The organism is Butyrivibrio sp. AE2032, assembly GCF_000702965.1.
Map to the genome: position 1 here is coordinate 2,361,192 of NZ_JNLF01000003.1, position 20,504 is coordinate 2,381,695.

Sequence of the window (20,504 nt, forward strand, 5' to 3'; positions counted from 1 at the left end):
TATTGTTCAGGTGGAAGTTTTTTCCAGGTAGCCATCCAGAGTACTGATAACATCTGCGAAATATCTTTTCCTGGAATCGTCATCTGCGTTAAAGATCTCGTGTCTTGAGTTCTCGTAGTGGTGTATGTCTGCCTGAGGAACCTTGGCCTTAAAGGCCTTGTAGCCTTCAGAGCTTATAAGGTGATCCTGACCTGCAGTCATGACTGTTACGGGAAGTTTGAGTTTATCAGCATCCTTTATGGCTTTATCTGTTGCCTTCATGCTGGCAACTGCCCAGCCAAAGGAGGCAGAAGATATCTGATAATGCGGATCAGCAATTCGCTGATTAAATTGATAATCGAATCTCGCACGGGATAGAGCACTGCAGCCTTCGAACTTCGGAGTGGGGCTGAAGTGCTTTTGATTTGGGGCAAGTTTTTTGGACTTGCCACTGAGCAATGCGTACAGACCTATCAGACTCTTGACCAATGGATTGTAGTTATCGCTCTTCATCTTAAGCATCGGAGAAGAGAGGATAGCAGCCTTAAAGGTATCCGGATGGGACTCAAGGTAGAGAGTTCCGATACAACCGCCCATGGAGTGGGCGATAAGGAACAGCTCAAGACCTGTGGTATTTGGCTTAACTACTGTCTCTATAAAGCAGTCCAAGTCACTTACGTAGGTGGAATAGTTGTCGATGTAGATCACATCGTGCTCCGGAGCCTTACCCTCTGAATAGCCGTGGCCCCTTTGCTCTAAGAAGAACACCTTGTAGCCGGCCTTAAACAGATACCAGATGTATTCTCTGTATTTTCCGAAGAATTCAGCCATTCCGTGGACAATAACAACTGCGCCCTTTGGAGCTTCGGGAGTTGCTATGTAGTAGTTGAACTTAAGCCCCTCAGGATTGGAAAAACTGCCCTGAGTTACAAAATTTCTTTTCCATTCTTCATTCTCTGTTGTCATGACTTCAAGAAAGTCATCTTCACCTAAAAATTTGATATCACTCATTATGCTTTCCCTCCGGGACGTGTGTTATCTATGTTCCAGAGCTTGTCGTAGCTAAGGCCTGTAACCTTTTCACAGATCTGGATCTCTTCAGGTGTTATCTTTGAAGAATCCTCACCTCTGCGTCTTGCGATCTCAGTCTGAACAACCTTAAACTCTTTTCCTGTAAGAGGGAACTTGATGCCTGAGATGATGAGAAGGGCCATCAGGATAACAGGAACAAATACGTAGATATATACGATTCCGTGCTGGGTTTCAATGCTCTGGCGAAGACCGCTGTTTGCAAGGACCTCATCGTAGCCAACAGCTGACAGCAGGAAGCCGATTACAGCTGCTGAAGTACCGGATGATATTTTTCGTGCAAAGGTTGCCATTCCTGAAACGATGCCGGGTCTTCTGACAGAAGTTATAAGCTCATCCACGTCAGCCATATCAGCCATTATTGAAAAGATACTTGTCAGTGTTGCAGCGTTACCAAAGCCAATAAAGGCTGTAAGGACAAGGATCGGTGCTATTGGAGCTCCCTCCTTTGAAATAAACAAAAGACCTAAGGTTGCGATAAGCCTCATTGGTGCACCGATTAAAATGGTGGTCTTCTTGGAGGTCTTGGTCATTACAGGGCCCCAAACCAGCATTCCAAGGAGCTGTGAAATAAGGATGACAGCCATAAGGTAGGTAAAATAGCCGTTTCCGTAGCCGTTCAGTACATCGTCAACGTAATATACAGCCATTCCTGAGACGAAGTCCATTCCGCACTGTCCAAAGAGGTAGATGCAGATGAAAAGGCGGAAGGAGTGGCTCTTGAATACGCTGGCTGCCTGAGGAAAGCTCTCTAAGAGGCTTGTCTTAACGGGAGCCTTTGGATGTTCCCAGGTTCCTGCGAAGGTGACCATTGATGTTACGAAGAACAGGAAACCAAAGAGCAGAGCGCATCTCATGTAAGCTCCTGTGTCCAGGTTGTCCTTGATGATGAAGGTGGGCACAAGGCCACATACCATGGAACCAAGAGTTGACCAGATCATTCTGACGTTGGAGAACTTGGCTCTAATAGTGTAATCATCGATCATGTCAGGCAAAAGCCCGTTGTAAGGAACAGAGATGATAGTAAAGCCTGTTGAGAACAGACAGTACATGAACAGGTAAAAGACATAAAGACCTGCGATGGACTTGGTCGGAAGAGTGATCCACATGACGATGAAGGTCAGCGCTGATACAATTCCGCCGATCATGATGTAGAATCTCTTTGGACCAAACTTTGAAACGGTCCTGTCTGTGATATTACCCATCATTGGGTCTGTGATAGCGTCCCAGATCTTGCCCACCAGAGGAATGGTTCCTGCAAGGGCAGCAGGCATTCCCAGGGCCTTTGTTAGAAACACCGTGAAAAAGGTGTTGATGATGACGAAAGCACCGCCGCTGTAGAATTCGGCCATGCCATAGAGGATCTGATTAAGCAGACCATAGTTTTCTTTTTTCTTTCCCATAAATAACCCCCAAACAAATGTTATGAATTTAATGATATACGAATTGCTCCATGACAAAGTCATTCTCGCAATTCTACAAACATTCGGAAACCGCAAATTTACTTCGTAAATTGCTAATTCCTCATATTTGTTTGGGTCATAAAGTCAAAATGCTTAACATGCAAGCATGTACGCATTTTCGACTTTTGACACCTATATCATATAAATTATACTACTATAAATTTCCCTTTGACACCGCTATTTTGTTTAGGTACAATAATAACGCACGCTACTATATTCAAGTCTGAAAATTCAAATTTCTGTAGCGTCATTGGGAGGAGACAATGTCTAGAAAAGCTACCATTACACAAAAAGAAATAGTTAATGCTGCATTTAAGATCACCAAGAAGGAGGGATTTGAGCAGATCACATCCCGTAAGCTTGCTGCAGCTGCAGGGTGTTCAACCCAGCCTATTTTCCGTATATATGAGAACATGGATGCCTTAAAGCTTGATGTTTATGCTAAGGCTGCAGAGTATTATGAGGAGTATTACTCAGAGTTTAAGAAGAACCATGAGGTTCCTTTTGTAGATCTGGGACTGGCTTACATTGGTTTTGCCCAGAAGAATCCTCACCTGTTCAGACTCCTTTTCATCTCTCAGCAGGGGAGCAATGGCAAGAGCATGTACGACCTTGTAAACGGCAAGGACGAGAACGTTGTAAAAGAGATAAGCAAGGCTGCAGCCCTTGGTGTAAAGGATGCGCAGCAGCTCTTTATGCAGATGTGGATATTCATCCACGGCGCAGGCTGCATGGCTGTAACAGGAGATTATGACCTGGACGAGGCTGCCTCAGTAGGCATGCTGGAATCAGCATTTAAGTCATTCAGCGCATAAGTGAGAGACCTATGAAATTTGAGGCGGACGTTGACGTAATCACAAGAATAAATGAATGCTACTCCAAGATGAGTAAGGGCAAGAAGAACATTGCTACCTACATCTGTGACCACTACGAGCAGGCTGTGTTTATGACAGCTGCTGAGCTTGGCAAGATTGTCGGCATGAGCGAGTCCACAGTTGTAAGGTTTGCAATGAGTCTTGGATATGACGGATATCCTGAATTCCAGAAGTCCCTTGCCTCCTGGGTATCTGATAAGTTTGGATCTGTTGAGAAGGTTGGAAGAAGGTTCGGCAGGAGCACTGAAGGCGAGATCCTTAATTCAATCCTCAAGTCTGATATTTCTAATATTGAGCATACCATTAACAACATTGATGTGGCTGCCTTTAAGACAGCTGTTGATATTATACTGAAGGCAAGGACTGTGTATATAGTGGGCCTTCGTAGCTGTGAGCCCCTTGCGGATTTTCTTTGCTTTTATCTGAACATGATAAGGGGCAACAATGTGCTGATCCGCACTACCAACGTAAGCGAGATGTTCGAGCAGATGATAAGGATCGGTGACAGGGACTGTATCATAGGTATCAGCTTCCCAAGATATTCCATGAGGACCTTAAAGTGCATGGAGTTTGCCAACGACAGGAATGCCAAGGTTATCACTATTACTGATTCCGTCCACTCACCTATGAATCTGTATTCATCCTGCAACATTCTGGCTAAGAGCGAGATGGCATCCATCGTTGACTCTCTGGTGGCGCCCCTTAGTGTTATAAACGCCCTTGTGGTTGCACTTTGTATGAGAAAGCCCAACGAGGTCAAGGCAGATCTTAAGATGCTGGAGGAGACCTGGAACAACTATCAGGTATACCTCAATGACGAGATAGATTTTGCCTCAGATGATGTGGCAGTACACATCCCCGGAGTGAAGGCTGAGAGAACCTGACGAGGTATTTTCGAGTCTGGTTCGAACGTGTCATGGCGAGCAATGCGAGAACATGACTTCCTTGTGAAGAATTAAGAGGAATTATATGAAGATAGCAGTAATTGGCTGCGGAGCAGCCGGTATGATGGCGGCGCTTGCTGCTGCGGAGAGCGGCGGAAGCGTCACTATTTTTGAGAAAAATGAAAAGCCCGGGAAAAAGATCTATATCACCGGAAAGGGCAGATGTAACGTTACAAATGCCTGTGATGTGACGGACTATTTTGACAGTGTTCGCCGCAATCCGAGATTCTTGTACAGCGCTGTTTACGGCTACGACAACAGGGCTGTTATGGACTTTTTTGAAAATAATGGGTGTCACCTGAAGGTTGAGAGAGGCGACAGGGTTTTCCCTGTGTCTGACCACTCTTCAGATATCATCAGGACCTTATATAATGCGGTGAAGAAGGCAGGAGTAAAGGTTTTACTTGAAACTGTGGTACATTCTGTAGAGAGCGAAGGCGGAGAAGTTAAAGCAGTTGCCTATAGCAAAGTGAATGAACCTATAACTCATGAGGAGTTTGACAGAGTCATCGTATGTACCGGTGGAATGAGTTATCCTTCAACAGGATCTACCGGAGATGGATACAGGTTCGCAAAGGATCTGGGACACAAGATCGTGGAGCCAAGGCCCAGTCTGGTGCCTTTTGAGATAAAGGAAGAATGGGTTAAGGAACTTCAGGGGCTGTCCCTTAAGAATGTGGGACTTAAGCTGTTCCTGGAAGATGCAGGAAAGGCAACTGATGCTTCAAGTGTTGTGGCTAACGAGAAGAACGCGGTCAGCTCTGAGGCGGATGGAAAGGCTGACAATAATGCAGGTAGTAAGGCATCTGGTGGCAAGGCTGGTAAGAAGGCCCGCCCTGTGTACGACGGATTTGGCGAGATGCTGTTTACTCACTTTGGTGTGAGCGGTCCGCTGGTTTTGACTGCAAGCTGCTTTTATGAAAAAGAGAAGGCTGGAAGGCTTCTTCTTGACCTGAAGCCGGCTTTGGACGAGCAGCAGCTGGATAAGAGAGTTTTGCGGGACTTTGAGGCTGCGCCCAATAAGCAGTTTAAGAATGCGCTGGGAGGTCTTTTCCCTTCCAAGATGATACCTATTATGGTGGAACTGTCGGGGATTGATCCTGAGAAGTCCGTGAACAATATTACACGAGAAGAGAGGCAGAGTTTCGTGAAGCTCATCAAGAATGTGCCCATGACAATTACTGGCACAAGGAGCTTTAATGAGGCTATAATAACAAGAGGTGGAGTCAGCGTAAAAGAGATTGATCCCTCCACCATGGAGTCCAAGCTGATAAAGGGGCTCTACTTTGCGGGAGAAGTCATCGACGTCGACACCGAAACCGGAGGCTTCAACCTCCAGGTAGCCTGGTCTACCGGCCACCTCGCAGGGGAATCCGCGGCAACCACTTTTTTTGAATAATACGGCTTTAGAAATAATAAGGAGAATACAGATGAGCAAGAGTATAGCTATAGATGGTCCTGCGGGAGCAGGTAAGAGTACCATTGCAAAGATGGTAGCGAAGGAGTTGGGATTCATTTATGTGGATACAGGAGCTATGTATAGAGCTATGGCGCTGTATATGATCAAGAATGGGATTGATCCAAGTGAATCAGAAAAAATCAGCGCAACATGCCAGAGTGCTGATATTACCATCAAATATGAGGATGGAGTTCAGGTGGTTTATCTGAATGGTGAGAATGTAAATGGTCAGATAAGGACTGAGGCTGTAGGAAATATGGCTTCAGCTAGCAGCGTGAATGGCGATGTAAGAAAGAAACTGGTGGAGCTTCAGCAGAAGCTGGCACAGACCACGGATGTTGTTATGGACGGAAGAGATATCGGAACCGTAGTACTTCCTGGGGCTGATCTAAAGGTATATCTTACAGCTAGCTCAAAGGTCAGGGCTGACAGAAGATACAAAGAACTGGTTGCAAAGGGCGTAGATTGCGACTTTGATGCCATCGAGAAGGACATCATCGACAGAGACTACCGCGATATGCACAGGGAGATCTCTCCTCTTAAGCAGGCAGAAGACGCTATTTTAGTGGATTCTTCTGACATGACCATAGAGCAGGTAGCAGGCAAGATCCTTGAACTGTACAAGAATGTGACAGAGTGATGCTAAATATATAAGCAAGTAGTTTCAATAATGCGAGCTAGACAGTGAACTGTTTTTCAAAGTGTGAGGCAACGGTGGCAAATATGTCTGCCGATGCGATTGTCGAGCTCTACGGAGAGAAGACGCACTCCCAGTGTGGCTTCTCGGAGTTCTCAGAGGTCGGAGCAGCGGAAGACATATTTGTCACCGTTGCCGGGCTATTCGAAAGAAATGAGGTTTATATGGAAGTAATTGTTGCCGAGCATGCAGGCTTTTGCTTTGGTGTTACCAAGGCGGTGGAAACCGTTTACGACCAGATTCAGAAAGAAAAAAAGAATATATATACATTTGGACCCATAATCCACAATGAAACTGTGGTAGGAGATCTGGAGAAAAAAGGGGTCAAGGTCATCGAGAATCCTGCGCAGCTTCAGGGGATTTCGGAAGGAACAGTGATCATCAGGTCCCACGGCGTAACCAGACAGGTCCACCAGGAGCTTGAAAGCTCAGGCCTTGATATAATCGACGCCACATGCCCTTTTGTTAAGAGGATCCATAAGATCGTGGACGAGGAAAGTGCCAAGGGCAAGAGCATTATCGTGGTTGGAAGCGAGACACACCCCGAGGTAGAGGGGATTGTAAGCTATGCAAACGGTCCTGTTTTTGTTGTTGAGTCCCCTGAAAAAGCAAAATTATTCAATGAAAACAGGGAACTGGAGTACACAGTAGTGTCCCAAACCACCTATAATAAAAAGAAATTTCAAGAAACCATTGAAATAATAAATAATAATGGTTACAATATTAATATTGTGAATACTATATGCAATGCTACTGACGAGCGGCAGTCTGAGGCAGAAGAAATTGCTTCAAAGGCGGACGTTATGATTGTTATCGGTGGCGCACACAGCTCTAATTCAAGAAAACTGTATGAAATATGCAGTCAGAGATGTGCGAAAACATATTTTATTCAGACACTGGATGACCTGAAAATGGATATTGATGCATCAGTGAATCTGGTGGGTATTACCGCCGGGGCTTCAACCCCAAAGAACATTATTGAGGAGGTTCAGAAACATGTCAGAACAAACATTTGAACAGATGCTTAACGAATCGTTCAAAACAATTCACACAGGGGAGGTTGTAGAGGGAACTGTTATTGACGTTAAGCCTGACGAGATAATCCTCAACATTGGCTACAAGTCCGACGGTGTTTTAACAAAGAGCGAATACTCTAACGACAACAGTATTGACCTTACAACAGCCGTTAAAGTTGGTGACACAATGGACGTTAAGGTTCTTAAGACCAACGATGCAGACGGCCAGGTTATTCTTTCATACAAGAGACTTGCCCTTGACAGAGGCAACAAGAGAATCGAAGAGGCATTCAACAACAAGGAAGTCCTCACAGCTAAGGTTGTTCAGGTACTTGAGGGTGGTCTTACAGTCGTAGTTGACGAAGTAAGGATCTTCATTCCTGCAAGCCTTGTATCAGACAGCTATGAGAAGGATCTTTCCAAGTATCAGGATCAGGAGATTCAGTTTGTTGTAACTGAGTACAATCCTAAGAGACGCAGATACATCGGTAACAGAAGAATGCTTGTAACAGCTGAGAAGGCTGAGGCAGCTAAGAAGCTCTTCGATACAATCAGCGCAGGTGACGTTGTGGATGGTGTTGTTAAGAACGTTACAGATTTCGGTGCATTCATCGACCTTGGTGGTGCAGACGGACTCCTTCATATTTCAGAGATGAGCTGGGGCCGTGTTGAGTCACCTAAGAAGGTATTCAAGATTGGTGATACAGTTAAGGTTCTTGTTAAGTCTATCGACGGAAGCAAGATCGCTCTTTCAAGAAAGTTCGATGATGAGAACCCTTGGAAGGATGCTACTGAGAAGTACGCAGTTGGCAACATTGTAAAGGGTAAAGTTGCAAGAATGACTGACTTTGGTGCTTTCGTAGAGCTTGAGCCAGGTATCGATGCACTTCTTCATGTTTCTCAGATCGCAAAAGAGCATGTTGAGAAGCCAGCTGATGTCCTTAAGGTAGGCCAGGAAGTTGAAGCTAAGATCGTAGACTTCAACGAGGCAGACAAGAAGATCAGCCTTTCAATCAAGGCTATGTTCGCTCCTGAGAAGGAAGAGACACCTGAGGAAGAGGGCGATGTAGTATCAGTTGACATCGACAAGGTTATCGCTGAGCAGTCAGAGGAGACACCTGAAGCTTAATATTTATTTGAAATTTTGAGGACCGGTGGTATTACCACCGGTCTTTTTTATAGTCCCAATCCCATCCATATCGGAATTAAATGCCAATTAAAGTTTTCTAAAAAATAACACCATGAGATTTGTACGAAAATTTATTTATAAATAATTTATTTTACATACAATTCCAACTAATATAGAATTAATTGTGTGACCTTGTGGTCAATAAAATAATTCAAAAAAACTAGGAGGAATTGTGCTTTATGGCAGCTGATTACGAGTGGTTTAAAAAGGGCGTGTATGATCTGACAAAGATTGATCTTAATGCTTATAAAGAGAAGCAGATGAAGAGACGAATCGATACTTTGATCGGTAAGTATGAGGTTAAGGGCTATGACGGCTTCCTTGATCTTATCAAGAAGGACAGAGAAGCGCTGGATTCCTTCGTTACATACCTTACCATCAACGTATCTGAGTTCTTTAGAAACAAAGAGCAGTGGGAGCTGATGGACAAGGAGATGGTTCCTGAACTTATGGGTAAGTTCGGTAAAAACCTTAAGATCTGGAGTGCAGCCTGCTCAACAGGTGATGAGCCCTACACCATCGTTATGATGCTCTCCAAGCATATTCCTTTAAATCAGATCAATGTCTATGCTACAGACCTGGACGCAGTTGTTCTTGCAAAGGCTAAGGCAGCTATCTATGACAAGAAGGAAGTTGCAGGTGTTCCTGATGAGTTTAAAAAGAAATACTTCACCGAGACAGAAGATGGCAAGATGAAGGTTTCAAGTGAGATCACCTCAAGAGTAACCTTCAAACAGGCAGATCTTCTTCGCGACCCGTATCCGAAGGATTGTCATCTCATCGTTTGCCGTAATGTTCTTATCTACTTCACTGAAGAAGCCAAGGACGATATTTTCAGAAAGTATTTTGCAAACCTTAAACCCGGCGGAATCCTCTTTATTGGAAGTACAGAGCAGATCGTAAACTATAAGGATATCGGTTTTGTAAGAAAGAACTCCTTCTATTACGAGAAACCGGAAGCATAAGCCGGCGCCCGGATCACAAATTATGAATTGTTAAAAGAGATGTGGAGCCACTTCACATCTCTTTTTCGTATAAATATCTAAAATGCTTTTGGGATTTTGGAGGAAACAGCTATGATGGACTTTGGAAAACAGGAAGAGTTAAAGAAAAAAAGAAATAGCTGGTACGTCCCTTATGGTAGAATAGAGAAAGGTAGGCGAATTCGGAAAGGGACATAAAATGATCAAGACCAGAGAGGCAATAACAACTTCGGATAACCTGAATGAGGAGGCTTTAGCTCTTTTGCCAAAGCGCCTTGACTGTCGGATGGAGGATATATTATTCATTGATATCGAGACCACCGGGCTATCGCCGAGAAATAGCGAACTGTATCTAATTGGAACCGGATTTTTCCAGGATGGGAAGTGGCTCATCAGCCAGTTCTTTGGGGAAAACACCAGTGAGGAGGAAGCGGTTTTATCAGCTTTTTCAGATTTCTCCAGAAACTTTAAGGTGCTGGTACACTTCAACGGAGACAGATTCGATATCCCGTTTCTTCAGAGCAAGTTTAAGGAGCATAAGCTGACGGATCCCTTTGAGAGGATGGTGTCCTACGATCTATATAAGCACGTAAAAAAATATAAGACTCCCTTGGGGCTTCCTGACTGCAAGCAAAAGACCATCGAGCTTTTCCTCGGTATCGACAGGGAGGATAAGTACGACGGCGGAAAGCTCATTGCAGTCTACAAAGACTACGAGGAGTCCAAGGACAGCGAGCTTCAAAGGCTCCTTCTTCTCCACAATTTTGAGGATGTGAAGGGCATGCTGAAGCTCCTGCCAATCCTTAACTACGAGGAATTCTTTGAGAGTTTCAAGAATCTTCCAAAGGTTTCTGTAAGGACCGACGAGGAGATCGATGAAGCCAGGTACATGGAAGGGCAAGCTCTTCCTCTCCGGGCAAGGAAGGTACAGGCCAATCGCTACAAAGACTTTGATGGAAAAGAAAAGTCGGAAGTATATATGAAACTGGTGCTTCCAATAGAGCTTCCCTCATCCATAGCCGGCAATGAGAACGGGTGCTTCTTCAAGGCCCAGGGCCGGGAAGCCACCTTAAAAGTGCCACTCTACGAGACTGAGCTCAAATATTTCTATTCAAACTACAAGGATTATTATTACCTCCCTAAGGAGGATATGGCTATACACAAGTCCCTAGCCACTTTTGTGGACAAGGACTTCAGGGAGAAGGCAAAACCTGAGAACTGCTACACCAAAAAGGAAGGTCAGTACCTGATGGAGTGGGATCTTACTTTTGCCCCCTTTTTCAAAAGAGAATATAACGATAAAAGCTTTTTCTTTGATCTGAATGAGAACATGAAACAGAGCCGTTTTGCTATGAGTCTGTACGCGTCTCATGTGGTGGCTCACGTGATGGACCTTTAATACTGGAGGACAAGGCCTATGATGGACAGTGGTTACAAGCAGGTTGACAAGAACAAGAATGTGATCGACACAACTTCCAAGAATGCTGAGATCTTCAAGCCCAAGATCGACACAGGCATGAAAGAGGATAATGAATACAAGCACGTGATCGATCAGAAGAGCGTTCAGGAGCTGAATAAGGAAAAGAGCAATGATAATATCATCCAAAACGTTGATGATGACCAGAGCATTTCCATGGTCCTGGACGAGAACCAGCCACTATTTGTCAAAAGACCTGTTCCCGCGCTTTCCAGGGAGCTGTCCATTGCCATTAACAAGGTATATAAGTGGGGAGACCTTAAGCGTGATACCTCACAGCCTGTTCATGATGCAATATCTGCCCTAAAGCAGGCAAATTCCGAGTCGGAATTTGTGGCTTCCTTTACCGAGCTTTTGGAAAAATGTATTAATTACATGACCATAAATGCCGGTACTCGTAAAAATATCTTTGGAAGCGGAGAGCAGCGCAAGGAGGATATCAGAGGCCTTCTCGATGCCCTTGCAAAGTATGCTGCAAACTCAGGTTCCAATCTTTTGTATGTTCTTGACAGCACCTTAGCAGAACAGGATCAGAACTTCAAATACACCAAATCTTTTAAGAAATCCTTAAATGACGCACTTACAAATAAATATGGAAATAAGCTCACCGGAAGACAGGGCTGGCAGGTTGCAGAAGAAGGCGAGCAGAAGATGCTCAGTGACCTTGAGGACTGGGGAGGAAGCTGTGAAGCGCGGGCAAAAGCTCTTTTAGCCGCAAGAAAAGAAAGGCCAAAGCCAGATTTTATTGAGTTTGATCTAAGACCTGATGTTCTGGAGAGGACCATTAAGGAACTGACCATTCCCGATACTAAGTCCATGGACGACTATGCCCTTTTAGCTAATCCTCAGATGGAAATCTTCAGGGAAAAGATGTACAACCCCCTTATGCAGAATCTGAATAAGCTGATATTTACGGGACAGCTGACGGATATGGGCGAGATACTAAAACTCCGCACAAAGATGGAAGTCCTGAGGCAGCAGTTGAACCTTTATGATGCCAGATTATCCATCATGGCCGGGGAACAGGCTGATTTAGAGCGCAACGAGCTTTTGGTGAACAATGCTTTGTATCTGCAGGACATGGAGGAGGCAACAAGGACCAGGACCCTTGAATCCATGAAGGGTGATGATCTGATCGCTTCCTTCAAGGGCTACGAGAAGGTTCTGGAACCAAACAAGAAACTGACCACCCAGGACCTTAGAAACAGGCTTTACATCATAGAGCAGAACCGGGCAAAGCAGGATTATGTTACTATGGCGACTTCTCTTGCAAGGGATACGAAGCTTCAAAGGGTTGATGACGAGGACAGAGTTGAGCGCTACAAGAAGCAGCGCGGCGTCATAGACAGAGTGCTTTCTACAGATTTTTCTGAGCTGCTTAATACAAATGTCAGCGAGACGGGACTTATCAGTAACCTGACAAAGCGCCAGGAGCTTTTGACCATGCTCACTGATCTGGAGCAGTTCCTTGATGGCGTATATGAAAATGAAGGTGCCCTTAAAGCGGAGGAAAAGGAAGGTCTCAATAATGAAGACATCCTTCTCATGGATTCAGAGAAGCAGGAGCTTTCAGCCCTTGTGGAACTTGGCAGACTCTTTAGCCCCTATCTGCCAAAGCTTCGTGCCTTTATGGATAATGAGGATGGCTATAGTGTTCTTAAGTCTTCTGATTATCATTCCCTTCCGGATGGAGAGCATAAGCAGCATCTTCTCACCAAGCCGGAACAATTCGGGGAAGGCCATGTAAATGAATTTAAGGTTTACAAATCCTGCGTGGCTTTCAAGGAGTTAAAAGAGATAGAGGATGTTATAGGCGCAGAGCTTGCGGATAAGGCGAAACTTCTTAAAACCCTCAGAACCCAGAATGCAGCTGTGGCTGAGTTTGTGCGCCAAAAACGGGAACAGGAGAGGCTGGAGAGAGAAAAAATCGAGGAACAGCAGAGGCTGGAGAGAGAGCAGAAAGAAGCTCAGGAGAGGAAGAAGAAAGAGGCACATAATAAATTTAAGGAAACCTTCAGCGATTTTAATCCTGTTGACTTTATCAGGGGTGAACTGAGTAAGGGAGACAGCCTGGATAAAATGACCAGGAAGAAGTCTGGCAGGAAAGTTGACGCCGAGGATCTGGAGAGCACCTATGAGAGGCTCCTTAAGGAGGACGTTACTATTGCCATGAAGGAATATGACAAGCTTGTCCTTTCAAACCTTCTTAAAGAGGGAGTCAAGAAAGCTGTAGGTGCCTATAACGCCCTTTCTGACAAGAATGCAAAGCCCGGAGATGAATTAAAGGCAAGGGAACTTTGTGTAAATACCATGTCTGAACTCAGTGGGGTAGACAAAGAAAAATTTGACCTGATACCAACAGACGTGATAGCCAACAGGCTTTCCAGGATAGAGACCGAGAAGTACTTTGATTCTAAAGCCTTTAATGAGGATGTTAAGGCAATTCTTGAAGATGCCGGGCAGTACACTGATGAGATTTCAGGCATTCTCGTTCCGCTTTCAAAGAAAAAAGACCTTGACATGGCTGAAAGCCTTAAGCTCAGGGAGTACTCCATGTGCGCTATGGAAGTCTGCCTGGATAAGTGTGCGAAGGGAAGAAAGACCTTTGACAAGTTCGACACTCATTTCCTGACTGAGCTTGCCCTTGGTCTTCTTGCCATAGATGACATTGATCTTAAGGACAAGGAGAAAGTACCTACTGAAAAAGAGCTTAAAAAGGTTAAAACAGTTTCAGTTACACTTCTTTCCCTGCTTACCGGTAAGGATAAGGCTGAGTATGAGTTCATTCCGGTAAAAGAGCTTTCGGAGATCATGTACGAGGCTACATCAAGGCTTGGTTCTGAGCTGGAGATTGTTCCTTATATTGAGGAACAGGTGACCCTTGAGAAGAGAAAGAAGATTGTCAGGGATGGCTCCGCCGCCTACGAAAAGCTGGATAAAAAGACTGCGAAAAAGTCTGAGATCGACAAGGCACGAAACACTGTTATAGAGGCGCTTGTTTCTCTATCGGGAAGCGAAAAGGGCGTTTTTGACCAGATACCAATTGACAAACTATACGAGATCTTAAAGGATTTACAGGATAGTGTGCAGGACCCTAAAGCCATGGAGCAGATAGTCCTTGGGAACTTAGAGACCTTAGATATGATCCTTGACTATGAAGGATTATTCAAGGTGATAGGTGACCTTGAAGGGGACAAGGATATGTCCCAGGATATGAAGGATTATCTGGTGGCTGAGTATGGCTTAATTGCCTATGGCAAGATGCTGGATAAGCTGGGCCTTACTGACCAGCAAAAGGATGTTACAAGAGAAGGCTTTGATCCTGAAAACCTTAAGCATTTGCCTGAGGCAGTGCTTATGGGAACTCATTTTATAAAGAATAATCCTGACAGCATATATAAGGAGGATACGAAGGCTTTCAGGGAGGGGGCTTGCAATTTCCTTTCACAGGTTACCGGTAAGGAGCCTGGAACCTTTGCAGATCTTCCTGTTTACGACCTTAAGAAGATATGCCGTGATCTCATTAAGGTGGCAGGGAATAAGGAAATCTTTGAAAAGACAGTAGAAAATCTCAATGATACTTACCTGGAAAGTTACCGTGGACAGGCCTTTGTGGATGAGCTTACATTGCTCATGGGTAAGGCTTCCGAAATAAAGAAAAACCAGCCGAAAGATAAGGGCAACAGCGACAACTATGCCCTTCGTGACCTTAGGGAGGTGGCAATTCATTTCATCATTGATATTGCTAAGGTAGAGGATATCTCAAGAGAGGAACTTGAAAAGCTTCCGGGCATGACTCTGTACACCATGGCTTTAGAGCAGGCTACCAGGGAAAAGGAGATGGTTCCTGAATACGACCCGGAAACTGACTGGAGCTATAGGAGCAGGAGGGCTTCCGTTGAGAAAAAATGGATGCAGGTAAAAGGAATAGCAGAATCTATCCGTATCCACAAAAATCGCCTGACAAAGGAAACTAAGGCCTATGATAAGCAGCTCACTAAACTGGCAGAAACTAATAAAAAGGGCAAGAATGACAAGAAGATACAGGAAGTTACCATGGCAAAGAATGCGCTTGTTGCCAAGTACCTGCCTGAGATAAGCGTGCTGGAAAAGAGAACTCTTGATATCCAGGACAAGGCCCGTGAGGAAGAGAAAGAGTTAAATGAATACTTAGAAGTAAAGAAAGCTGAGCACAAGAATCTTGATAAGTCTGTAGCTAAACAGTACCTGGAAAGGGATGAAGTACAAAGAGACGAGTATGACAGGGCTGTAGCCATGACCAGCACCGCTCAGCTTAAAAAGGAAATAGATACCAGTGAGAAGCATTGGAGTAAGGAGGCAGAAGATGTCTTTTCACTCCTTTCTGATCTGATCTCCATGGAGAAGCTCTTTGACAAAAAGGGTAATGAGGTTCCTGCAGCTGACAGGATGAGAACGATTCTGTCAGGCAAGGTATCTCTCCTTACTATGCTCCTTAATCAGAGAGCTAACAGGAACCCCAGTAAGGGCGTAATGAATGAGATATCAAGGGAGCTGTCAGGACCTGAGGCTATACTTATGTCTACCATTTCAGGACAATTCCTTGATAGTATTTTTGGCGCCTTTGAGCACCTTGGTAAAAAAGACGAAGGCTGGACTGAAAAGGAAGTCGCAGACATTTTAAATAGCAAGGAGATGGCACAGCATCTTCAGAACTCAGACAAGATCCTTGAAAAAGCCATTGGAGAAGGTGATGTCCACATAACGGATATGGTAAGCGAAGCTGCAGATGACCTGTTTGGCAGCAGGACTGGAGGCCTTGTTCCTGAGGATGATGTTCTTATGTACATCATCAATAACATGATGACTGAAGAAGAGAGAGAAAAGATCATCCCTAAGGAGCAGGAGCTTACGGATAAGGAGAAGCTTCAGAACATTCGTGACTCTGTATTTGACATGAACAACGGACAGGGTAAGTTTCTTTACAAGGTCATCAAGGACTATTACAAGGAAGCTCCGCTGTCCCAGAGACGCTTCATGATGTCCTATCTGATAAAAGACTTAAAACCCACTCAGAAAGGTGTCAGAGGAAGAGAAAAGGGAGCTATCTTCTTTGCATCAATGCTTAAAGGTGCAGGCCCTATCATGCAAAAGCTCTTCCAGGGCATTCCTGAGCACATGCTTATGAAGCAGTTCATGCCTGCCCTCAGCGTTGTTAAGTCAGGACTTCGTCCTATTCCTACTGAGTATGTTGACAGGCAGCTTGCAGAGCTTAAGAGAAACGCCAATGATAATCTTCTGAATAAAAAGAAGAAGGAGAAAGTAACATCCATCGAAAAGGTAAGGAGCCTTGGTGCAGCATCCATAGCTGAGACCTTCCTTTGCAATGTAACCTATGAGGGACAAAAGGGCCGGCGCAAAGAGCAGGTGGTTGTTAAGATCATGCGCCCAGACGTCAATTTGGAGCGCCTTACTCAGGAAAAAAGATTTATAGAAAAGTGTGCTGCTCAGACCGATAAGACAGGAGTTATGCTGTCATCCTTCAATGCCCATTACAACAAGATCGTAGAGGAGCTGGATTTTGGCAATGAGATCAAGAATGCCAATATGGGAGAAAAAGCTTACACCAAGGATCCTAAGGTGCATTCCGTAAAGATATCCACCACCATTCCTTCGGGCAAGAACTATCTTGTAATGGATAAGGCTGAGGGCGTTACTGCCGACCGCTATATTGAGGAACTGAAAGAACTTTCATTAAGCAGCATAAAGGAGTTTGACAGTCTGGTTGGACCGGCTGATAAGCGTTACACCATGTCCATAAAAGATTTTCCTCGGCATACTGAAATAAGAAAGAAGATAGCGGACAAGCTCATAGAGGCACAGAAGTGCCAAAAGAATATGGAAAAACTGGTGGAGACCTGGATTCAGGATGCGCTGTTTACAAGCGTCAGTAAACATATGTATTTCCATCATGGAGATCTTCACGCCGGTAATATTATGATCAACAAGGACTTCGCTACGGTTTTGGATTATGGAAACTGTACTACCCTTGACAATAGCGCAACGGGTTGGTTTTCATCAGGCAAGGTTGATAACATCGTCAAGATGATGGCTGCTGCTTTTAAGGGATTTTCGGGTGATTTCGTAAAATTCCTTGAGGCTTTCATCGCTCTTGATGGAGATAAAAACGATTACAATTCTCTGCCTGATATGAAAAAGAAAGAAATGAAGGATAAGCTTACAAAAGAGCTTGAAGTGGTGCTTAAACTTGGTGGGGAAGAGAATACCGGTGAACGCATATTTGTAGCTCTTTTAAAGGCACAGGAAGCGGGATTTAAGCTGCCTCAGGAGCTCATTAACTTCTCCCAGTGTCAGCAGAGGCTTGAGAATTCTTTGAATGAGTTTAATGGTGCCATAGAGTCACTTAAAGATGCCTTAGAGATCATAGACAGGGTTCGTGTTACAGATTTAGAGCTCCATGGGAAAGAGGTGACATTTGATCCCGTTAATAAAATGCTCTTAAATATTCCGACGGGCTTTTCCAATGAGACACCAAAGACTGTAATTGAGCAGACATACATGACCTACAGGAGTATAGATAAGGAGGAGATCAGGAAGACAATTCGTGATCCCCAAAAGCTTGATGCCTTTAGGGAGGGGCAGATGCGCGTCTATATGGATGTGAAGGAACATCTGGAAGGTGAAGAAACCAAAGCGTTTTTTGCTGATGCTCACAAGAAAATGATCAAATGGAATAAGGAATATTCTGAGTATAAGACCTATAAGGATTTAAAGAAGGAGGATATTCTCGACAAGAATAAGCTGAAAAAGTTCGATTATTATAAGACCATGAAGGAGGAAATGGGCAGCTTTTTATTGGATTTTTCAGATGACGTAGGCTTCTTTGATTGCATCGGAAAATTTTCAACCTTGTCCGATCTTGCTGCTACCGCCTCCATGAATTACGCTGAGGAGAGCTGGGAGCGGCTTTACGAACTGTTTGAAGTGAAACTGCAAAAAATGTATTCCCTTGGAGTTAAGTTTGACAATTATCAGAAAGCTGTCACAGAGAAAGTGAGCGAGGAAAAGCGATTAAAGCTTGAGGAGGAGTTCCTTGATGCTTTCTGCGATATGTACGAGGAAGACACACTTGAGCGAAATGAAATTGTTGAGATGTCCAAGCTGATCTCTCCTGATCTTGACCTGGCCAATTATCATAACAACAGGGGAGAAATACCTGTATTCGACGCCCTTAGAGATTCCGAAAAATATCATACCTGGGATTACTTTGACCAGATTGATGTTACGGAAAAGGATGGAACGGTCCATAAGGAATACGTACATGGCAAAAAAGCAGAGAAAGTAGTAGCTATCTGGCCAAGGATGAAGGAGCTTCATTCAATCAAGAAGCGCTCACCCCAGGAGGAGGCAGAATGGGAGCAGCTTATCAAAGAAGCCGGGCAGCAGATCACCTTTATGTATATTGAAAGCAAAATGAGTAAAAATTGTAAAAAGATGGAAGAAGAGCTTGCTGATTACTTCAAGGATGAATCTGCCGAGGGCAAAGAATTCAAACTTTCCTACCAGGAACTAAGAAAGGTGCAAGAGGAATACGTTAATGCTAAATATGAGGAGAATCTTTCCGATAAAGAGATGGCTCTTTTGAAGCAAAGAAGAATTGATGTCAACAAGAGGTTCCTTTTTGCCTTTAGAAATATGGTTGAAAAGAGATTAAGGCCTGTCTATGACAGCGTTAAGGACTACAGACCTACGGAACTTAATGATTTCGTGTCTCTGATGGAAGACAGGATTTTGAATAACAAGAAAAAAGTACTTGCTATTCTAAAAACTGATTCAGTTAAGTACGTATTGTAAATGCCATACTTTGGTCAATTATTTGCTGAAAAAAATTGATGTTAATCATCATTTTTTTGGCAAAAACGAGTATAATAGGTAGTGATGATGTGGGTCAGATTTTGCATCTGGCCCACTTTGTCAATATGAAAAAAAGTAGGAAGGTTGGGAGAAATGGCAAGAGGTACTTTTACGGGCGGAATTCACCCTTACGAAGGCAAAGAGCTTTCTAAGGACAAGCCCATCAAAACTGTGCTACCAAAAGGGGAACTGGTTTATCCTGTTTCTCAGCACATTGGCGCACCGGCAAAGCCAATTGTTGCAGTTGGTGACCATGTCCTTACTGGACAGATGATCGCTGAAGCTGGCGGATTCGTATCAGCTCCGATCTATGCCACTGTTTCCGGAACTGTTAAGGCCATCGAGAAGAGACGCCTTGCAACCGGCGCTATGTGCGACAGCATCATCGTAGAAAACGATGAGAAGTATGAAGAAGTTGAGTTTAAGCCTGCAAAGCCCTATGAGGAGATGACTGCTCAGGATAAGATCGATGCAGTCCGCCAGGCGGGTGTTGTAGGTATGGGAGGAGCAGGATTTCCAACTGCAGTCAAATTCTCTCCCAAGGAGCCTGACAAGATCGATTACGTAATTGCCAACTGTTCAGAGTGTGAGCCTTATCTTACCTCTGATTACAGAAGGATGATCGAGGAGCCGGAGCTTCTTCTGGAAGGTCTTAAGATCGCTGTTAGTATCTTCCCTAACGCAAGAGGTATTCTTGCAATCGAGGACAACAAGCCCGATGCGATCGCCAAATTCAAAGAATTAACTAAAGATGAAGACAAGATCAGCGTCAAGGTAGTTAAGACCAAATACCCTGAGGGTGCTGAGCGTATGCTTATCTATGCCTGCACAGGCAGAGAGATCAACTCATCTATGCTTCCCGCAGATGCTGGATGCATCGTAGATAACGTTGATACCCTTTGTGCTGTTTGCAGAGCAGTCAAGGAGGGACGCCCTCTCATGGAGAGGATCGTTACCATCACCGGAGAAGCAGTTAACGAGCCCCAGAACTACAAGGTAAGGATCGGTACCAACTACCGTGAGCTTTTGGATGATGCAGGACTTAAGTGCGAACCTGCCAAGATCATTTCAGGTGGTCCTATGATGGGCTTTGCCGTATTTGATCTGGATGTTCCCACAACCAAGACTGCGTCTGCTTTGACTTGCCTTACAAAGGACGAGGTTTCAGCTTTGGAGCCATCAGCCTGCATCAACTGTGCACGCTGCGTTGAGGTATGTCCTGAGAGACTTGTTCCAAAGAATCTTGCGGATGCGGTTGAACATAATGACGAGAAGGCATTCCTTAAGATGTACGGAATGGAATGCTGCGAATGCGGATGCTGCAGCTTTATCTGCCCTGCAAGACGTCAGCTTACCCAGCTGATAAAGGGTATGAGAAAGATCCAGCTCGCCAACAGAAAGAAGTAAGGGGGACATTTG

General features: G+C 44.5%; 12 protein-coding genes. 10 read left to right on the top strand and 2 right to left on the bottom strand.

The window, feature by feature from the left end; translation table 11 throughout:
- Positions 1–6 precede the first annotated feature (6 nt).
- Positions 7–990 carry an alpha/beta hydrolase gene (locus tag BO18_RS12330; protein WP_051688695.1) on the bottom strand — a complete coding sequence of 328 codons (984 nt, stop codon included), beginning with the start codon at positions 988–990 and terminating at the stop codon, positions 7–9.
- Entirely contained in the window at positions 990–2,471 is a 1,482-nt protein-coding gene (locus tag BO18_RS12335) for an MFS transporter (protein ID WP_051688696.1), read from the bottom strand. The genes BO18_RS12330 and BO18_RS12335 overlap by 1 nt, the downstream gene beginning before the upstream one ends.
- A 323-nt stretch (positions 2,472–2,794) precedes the next feature.
- Here BO18_RS12335 and BO18_RS12340 point away from each other — a divergent pair, with 323 nt between their 5' ends.
- From BO18_RS12340 to rsxC, 10 genes are all read left to right on the top strand, one after another.
- The gene (locus BO18_RS12340) at positions 2,795–3,346 is read left to right on the top strand and encodes a TetR/AcrR family transcriptional regulator (RefSeq protein ID WP_034446526.1); all 552 of its coding nucleotides are present in this window, start codon (positions 2,795–2,797) and stop codon (positions 3,344–3,346) included.
- A gap of 11 nt (positions 3,347–3,357) precedes the next feature.
- Positions 3,358–4,290 carry a MurR/RpiR family transcriptional regulator gene (locus BO18_RS12345; protein ID WP_034446527.1) on the top strand — a complete coding sequence of 311 codons (933 nt, stop codon included), beginning with the start codon at positions 3,358–3,360 and terminating at the stop codon, positions 4,288–4,290.
- An 85-nt stretch (positions 4,291–4,375) separates the two neighbouring features.
- Positions 4,376–5,749 (top strand): NAD(P)/FAD-dependent oxidoreductase, encoded by a 1,374-nt coding sequence (locus tag BO18_RS12350; protein ID WP_034446529.1) that lies wholly within the window; start codon positions 4,376–4,378, stop codon positions 5,747–5,749.
- 31 nt (positions 5,750–5,780) lie between these two features.
- Positions 5,781–6,449 carry a (d)CMP kinase gene (cmk, locus tag BO18_RS12355; protein ID WP_034446531.1) on the top strand — a complete coding sequence of 223 codons (669 nt, stop codon included), beginning with the start codon at positions 5,781–5,783 and terminating at the stop codon, positions 6,447–6,449.
- A gap of 83 nt (positions 6,450–6,532) precedes the next feature.
- The gene (gene ispH / locus BO18_RS12360) at positions 6,533–7,522 is read left to right on the top strand and encodes a 4-hydroxy-3-methylbut-2-enyl diphosphate reductase (RefSeq protein WP_330379531.1); all 990 of its coding nucleotides are present in this window, start codon (positions 6,533–6,535) and stop codon (positions 7,520–7,522) included.
- Positions 7,503–8,651 carry a 30S ribosomal protein S1 gene (gene rpsA, locus BO18_RS12365; RefSeq protein ID WP_034446532.1) on the top strand — a complete coding sequence of 383 codons (1,149 nt, stop codon included), beginning with the start codon at positions 7,503–7,505 and terminating at the stop codon, positions 8,649–8,651. Before ispH ends, rpsA begins: the two co-directional genes overlap by 20 nt.
- Positions 8,652–8,890: 239 nt before the next feature.
- A complete protein-coding gene (locus BO18_RS12370; RefSeq protein ID WP_034446534.1) occupies positions 8,891–9,676 on the top strand; it encodes a CheR family methyltransferase in 786 nt (261 codons plus the stop codon).
- Positions 9,677–9,893: 217 nt separating this feature from the next.
- Positions 9,894–11,093, top strand: coding sequence for a ribonuclease H-like domain-containing protein (locus tag BO18_RS12375; RefSeq protein ID WP_034446535.1), 1,200 nt, complete (start codon positions 9,894–9,896; stop codon positions 11,091–11,093).
- 18 nt (positions 11,094–11,111) lie between these two features.
- Positions 11,112–19,025 carry an AarF/UbiB family protein gene (locus tag BO18_RS12380; RefSeq protein WP_034446537.1) on the top strand — a complete coding sequence of 2,638 codons (7,914 nt, stop codon included), beginning with the start codon at positions 11,112–11,114 and terminating at the stop codon, positions 19,023–19,025.
- 153 nt (positions 19,026–19,178) lie between these two features.
- Complete coding sequence (gene rsxC / locus BO18_RS12385) at positions 19,179–20,492, top strand: electron transport complex subunit RsxC (protein ID WP_034446538.1); 1,314 nt, start codon at positions 19,179–19,181, stop codon at positions 20,490–20,492.
- The last annotated feature ends 12 nt before the right edge of the window (positions 20,493–20,504 follow it).

Excerpts from the sequence above, each read along its gene's own strand:
- BO18_RS12340 (WP_034446526.1), top strand. The coding sequence starts at position 2,795 with ATGTCTAGAAAAGCTACCATTACACAAAAAGAAATAGTTAATGCTGCA.
- BO18_RS12345 (WP_034446527.1), top strand. The coding sequence starts at position 3,358 with ATGAAATTTGAGGCGGACGTTGACGTAATCACAAGAATAAATGAATGC.
- BO18_RS12335 (WP_051688696.1), bottom strand. The coding sequence starts at position 2,471 with ATGGGAAAGAAAAAAGAAAACTATGGTCTGCTTAATCAGATCCTCTAT.
- BO18_RS12350 (WP_034446529.1), top strand. The coding sequence starts at position 4,376 with ATGAAGATAGCAGTAATTGGCTGCGGAGCAGCCGGTATGATGGCGGCG.
- BO18_RS12375 (WP_034446535.1), top strand. The coding sequence starts at position 9,894 with ATGATCAAGACCAGAGAGGCAATAACAACTTCGGATAACCTGAATGAG.
- BO18_RS12330 (WP_051688695.1), bottom strand. The coding sequence starts at position 990 with ATGAGTGATATCAAATTTTTAGGTGAAGATGACTTTCTTGAAGTCATG.
- rpsA (WP_034446532.1), top strand. The coding sequence starts at position 7,503 with ATGTCAGAACAAACATTTGAACAGATGCTTAACGAATCGTTCAAAACA.
- ispH (WP_330379531.1), top strand. The coding sequence starts at position 6,533 with ATGTCTGCCGATGCGATTGTCGAGCTCTACGGAGAGAAGACGCACTCC.
- BO18_RS12370 (WP_034446534.1), top strand. The coding sequence starts at position 8,891 with ATGGCAGCTGATTACGAGTGGTTTAAAAAGGGCGTGTATGATCTGACA.
- rsxC (WP_034446538.1), top strand. The coding sequence starts at position 19,179 with ATGGCAAGAGGTACTTTTACGGGCGGAATTCACCCTTACGAAGGCAAA.
- cmk (WP_034446531.1), top strand. The coding sequence starts at position 5,781 with ATGAGCAAGAGTATAGCTATAGATGGTCCTGCGGGAGCAGGTAAGAGT.
- BO18_RS12380 (WP_034446537.1), top strand. The coding sequence starts at position 11,112 with ATGATGGACAGTGGTTACAAGCAGGTTGACAAGAACAAGAATGTGATC.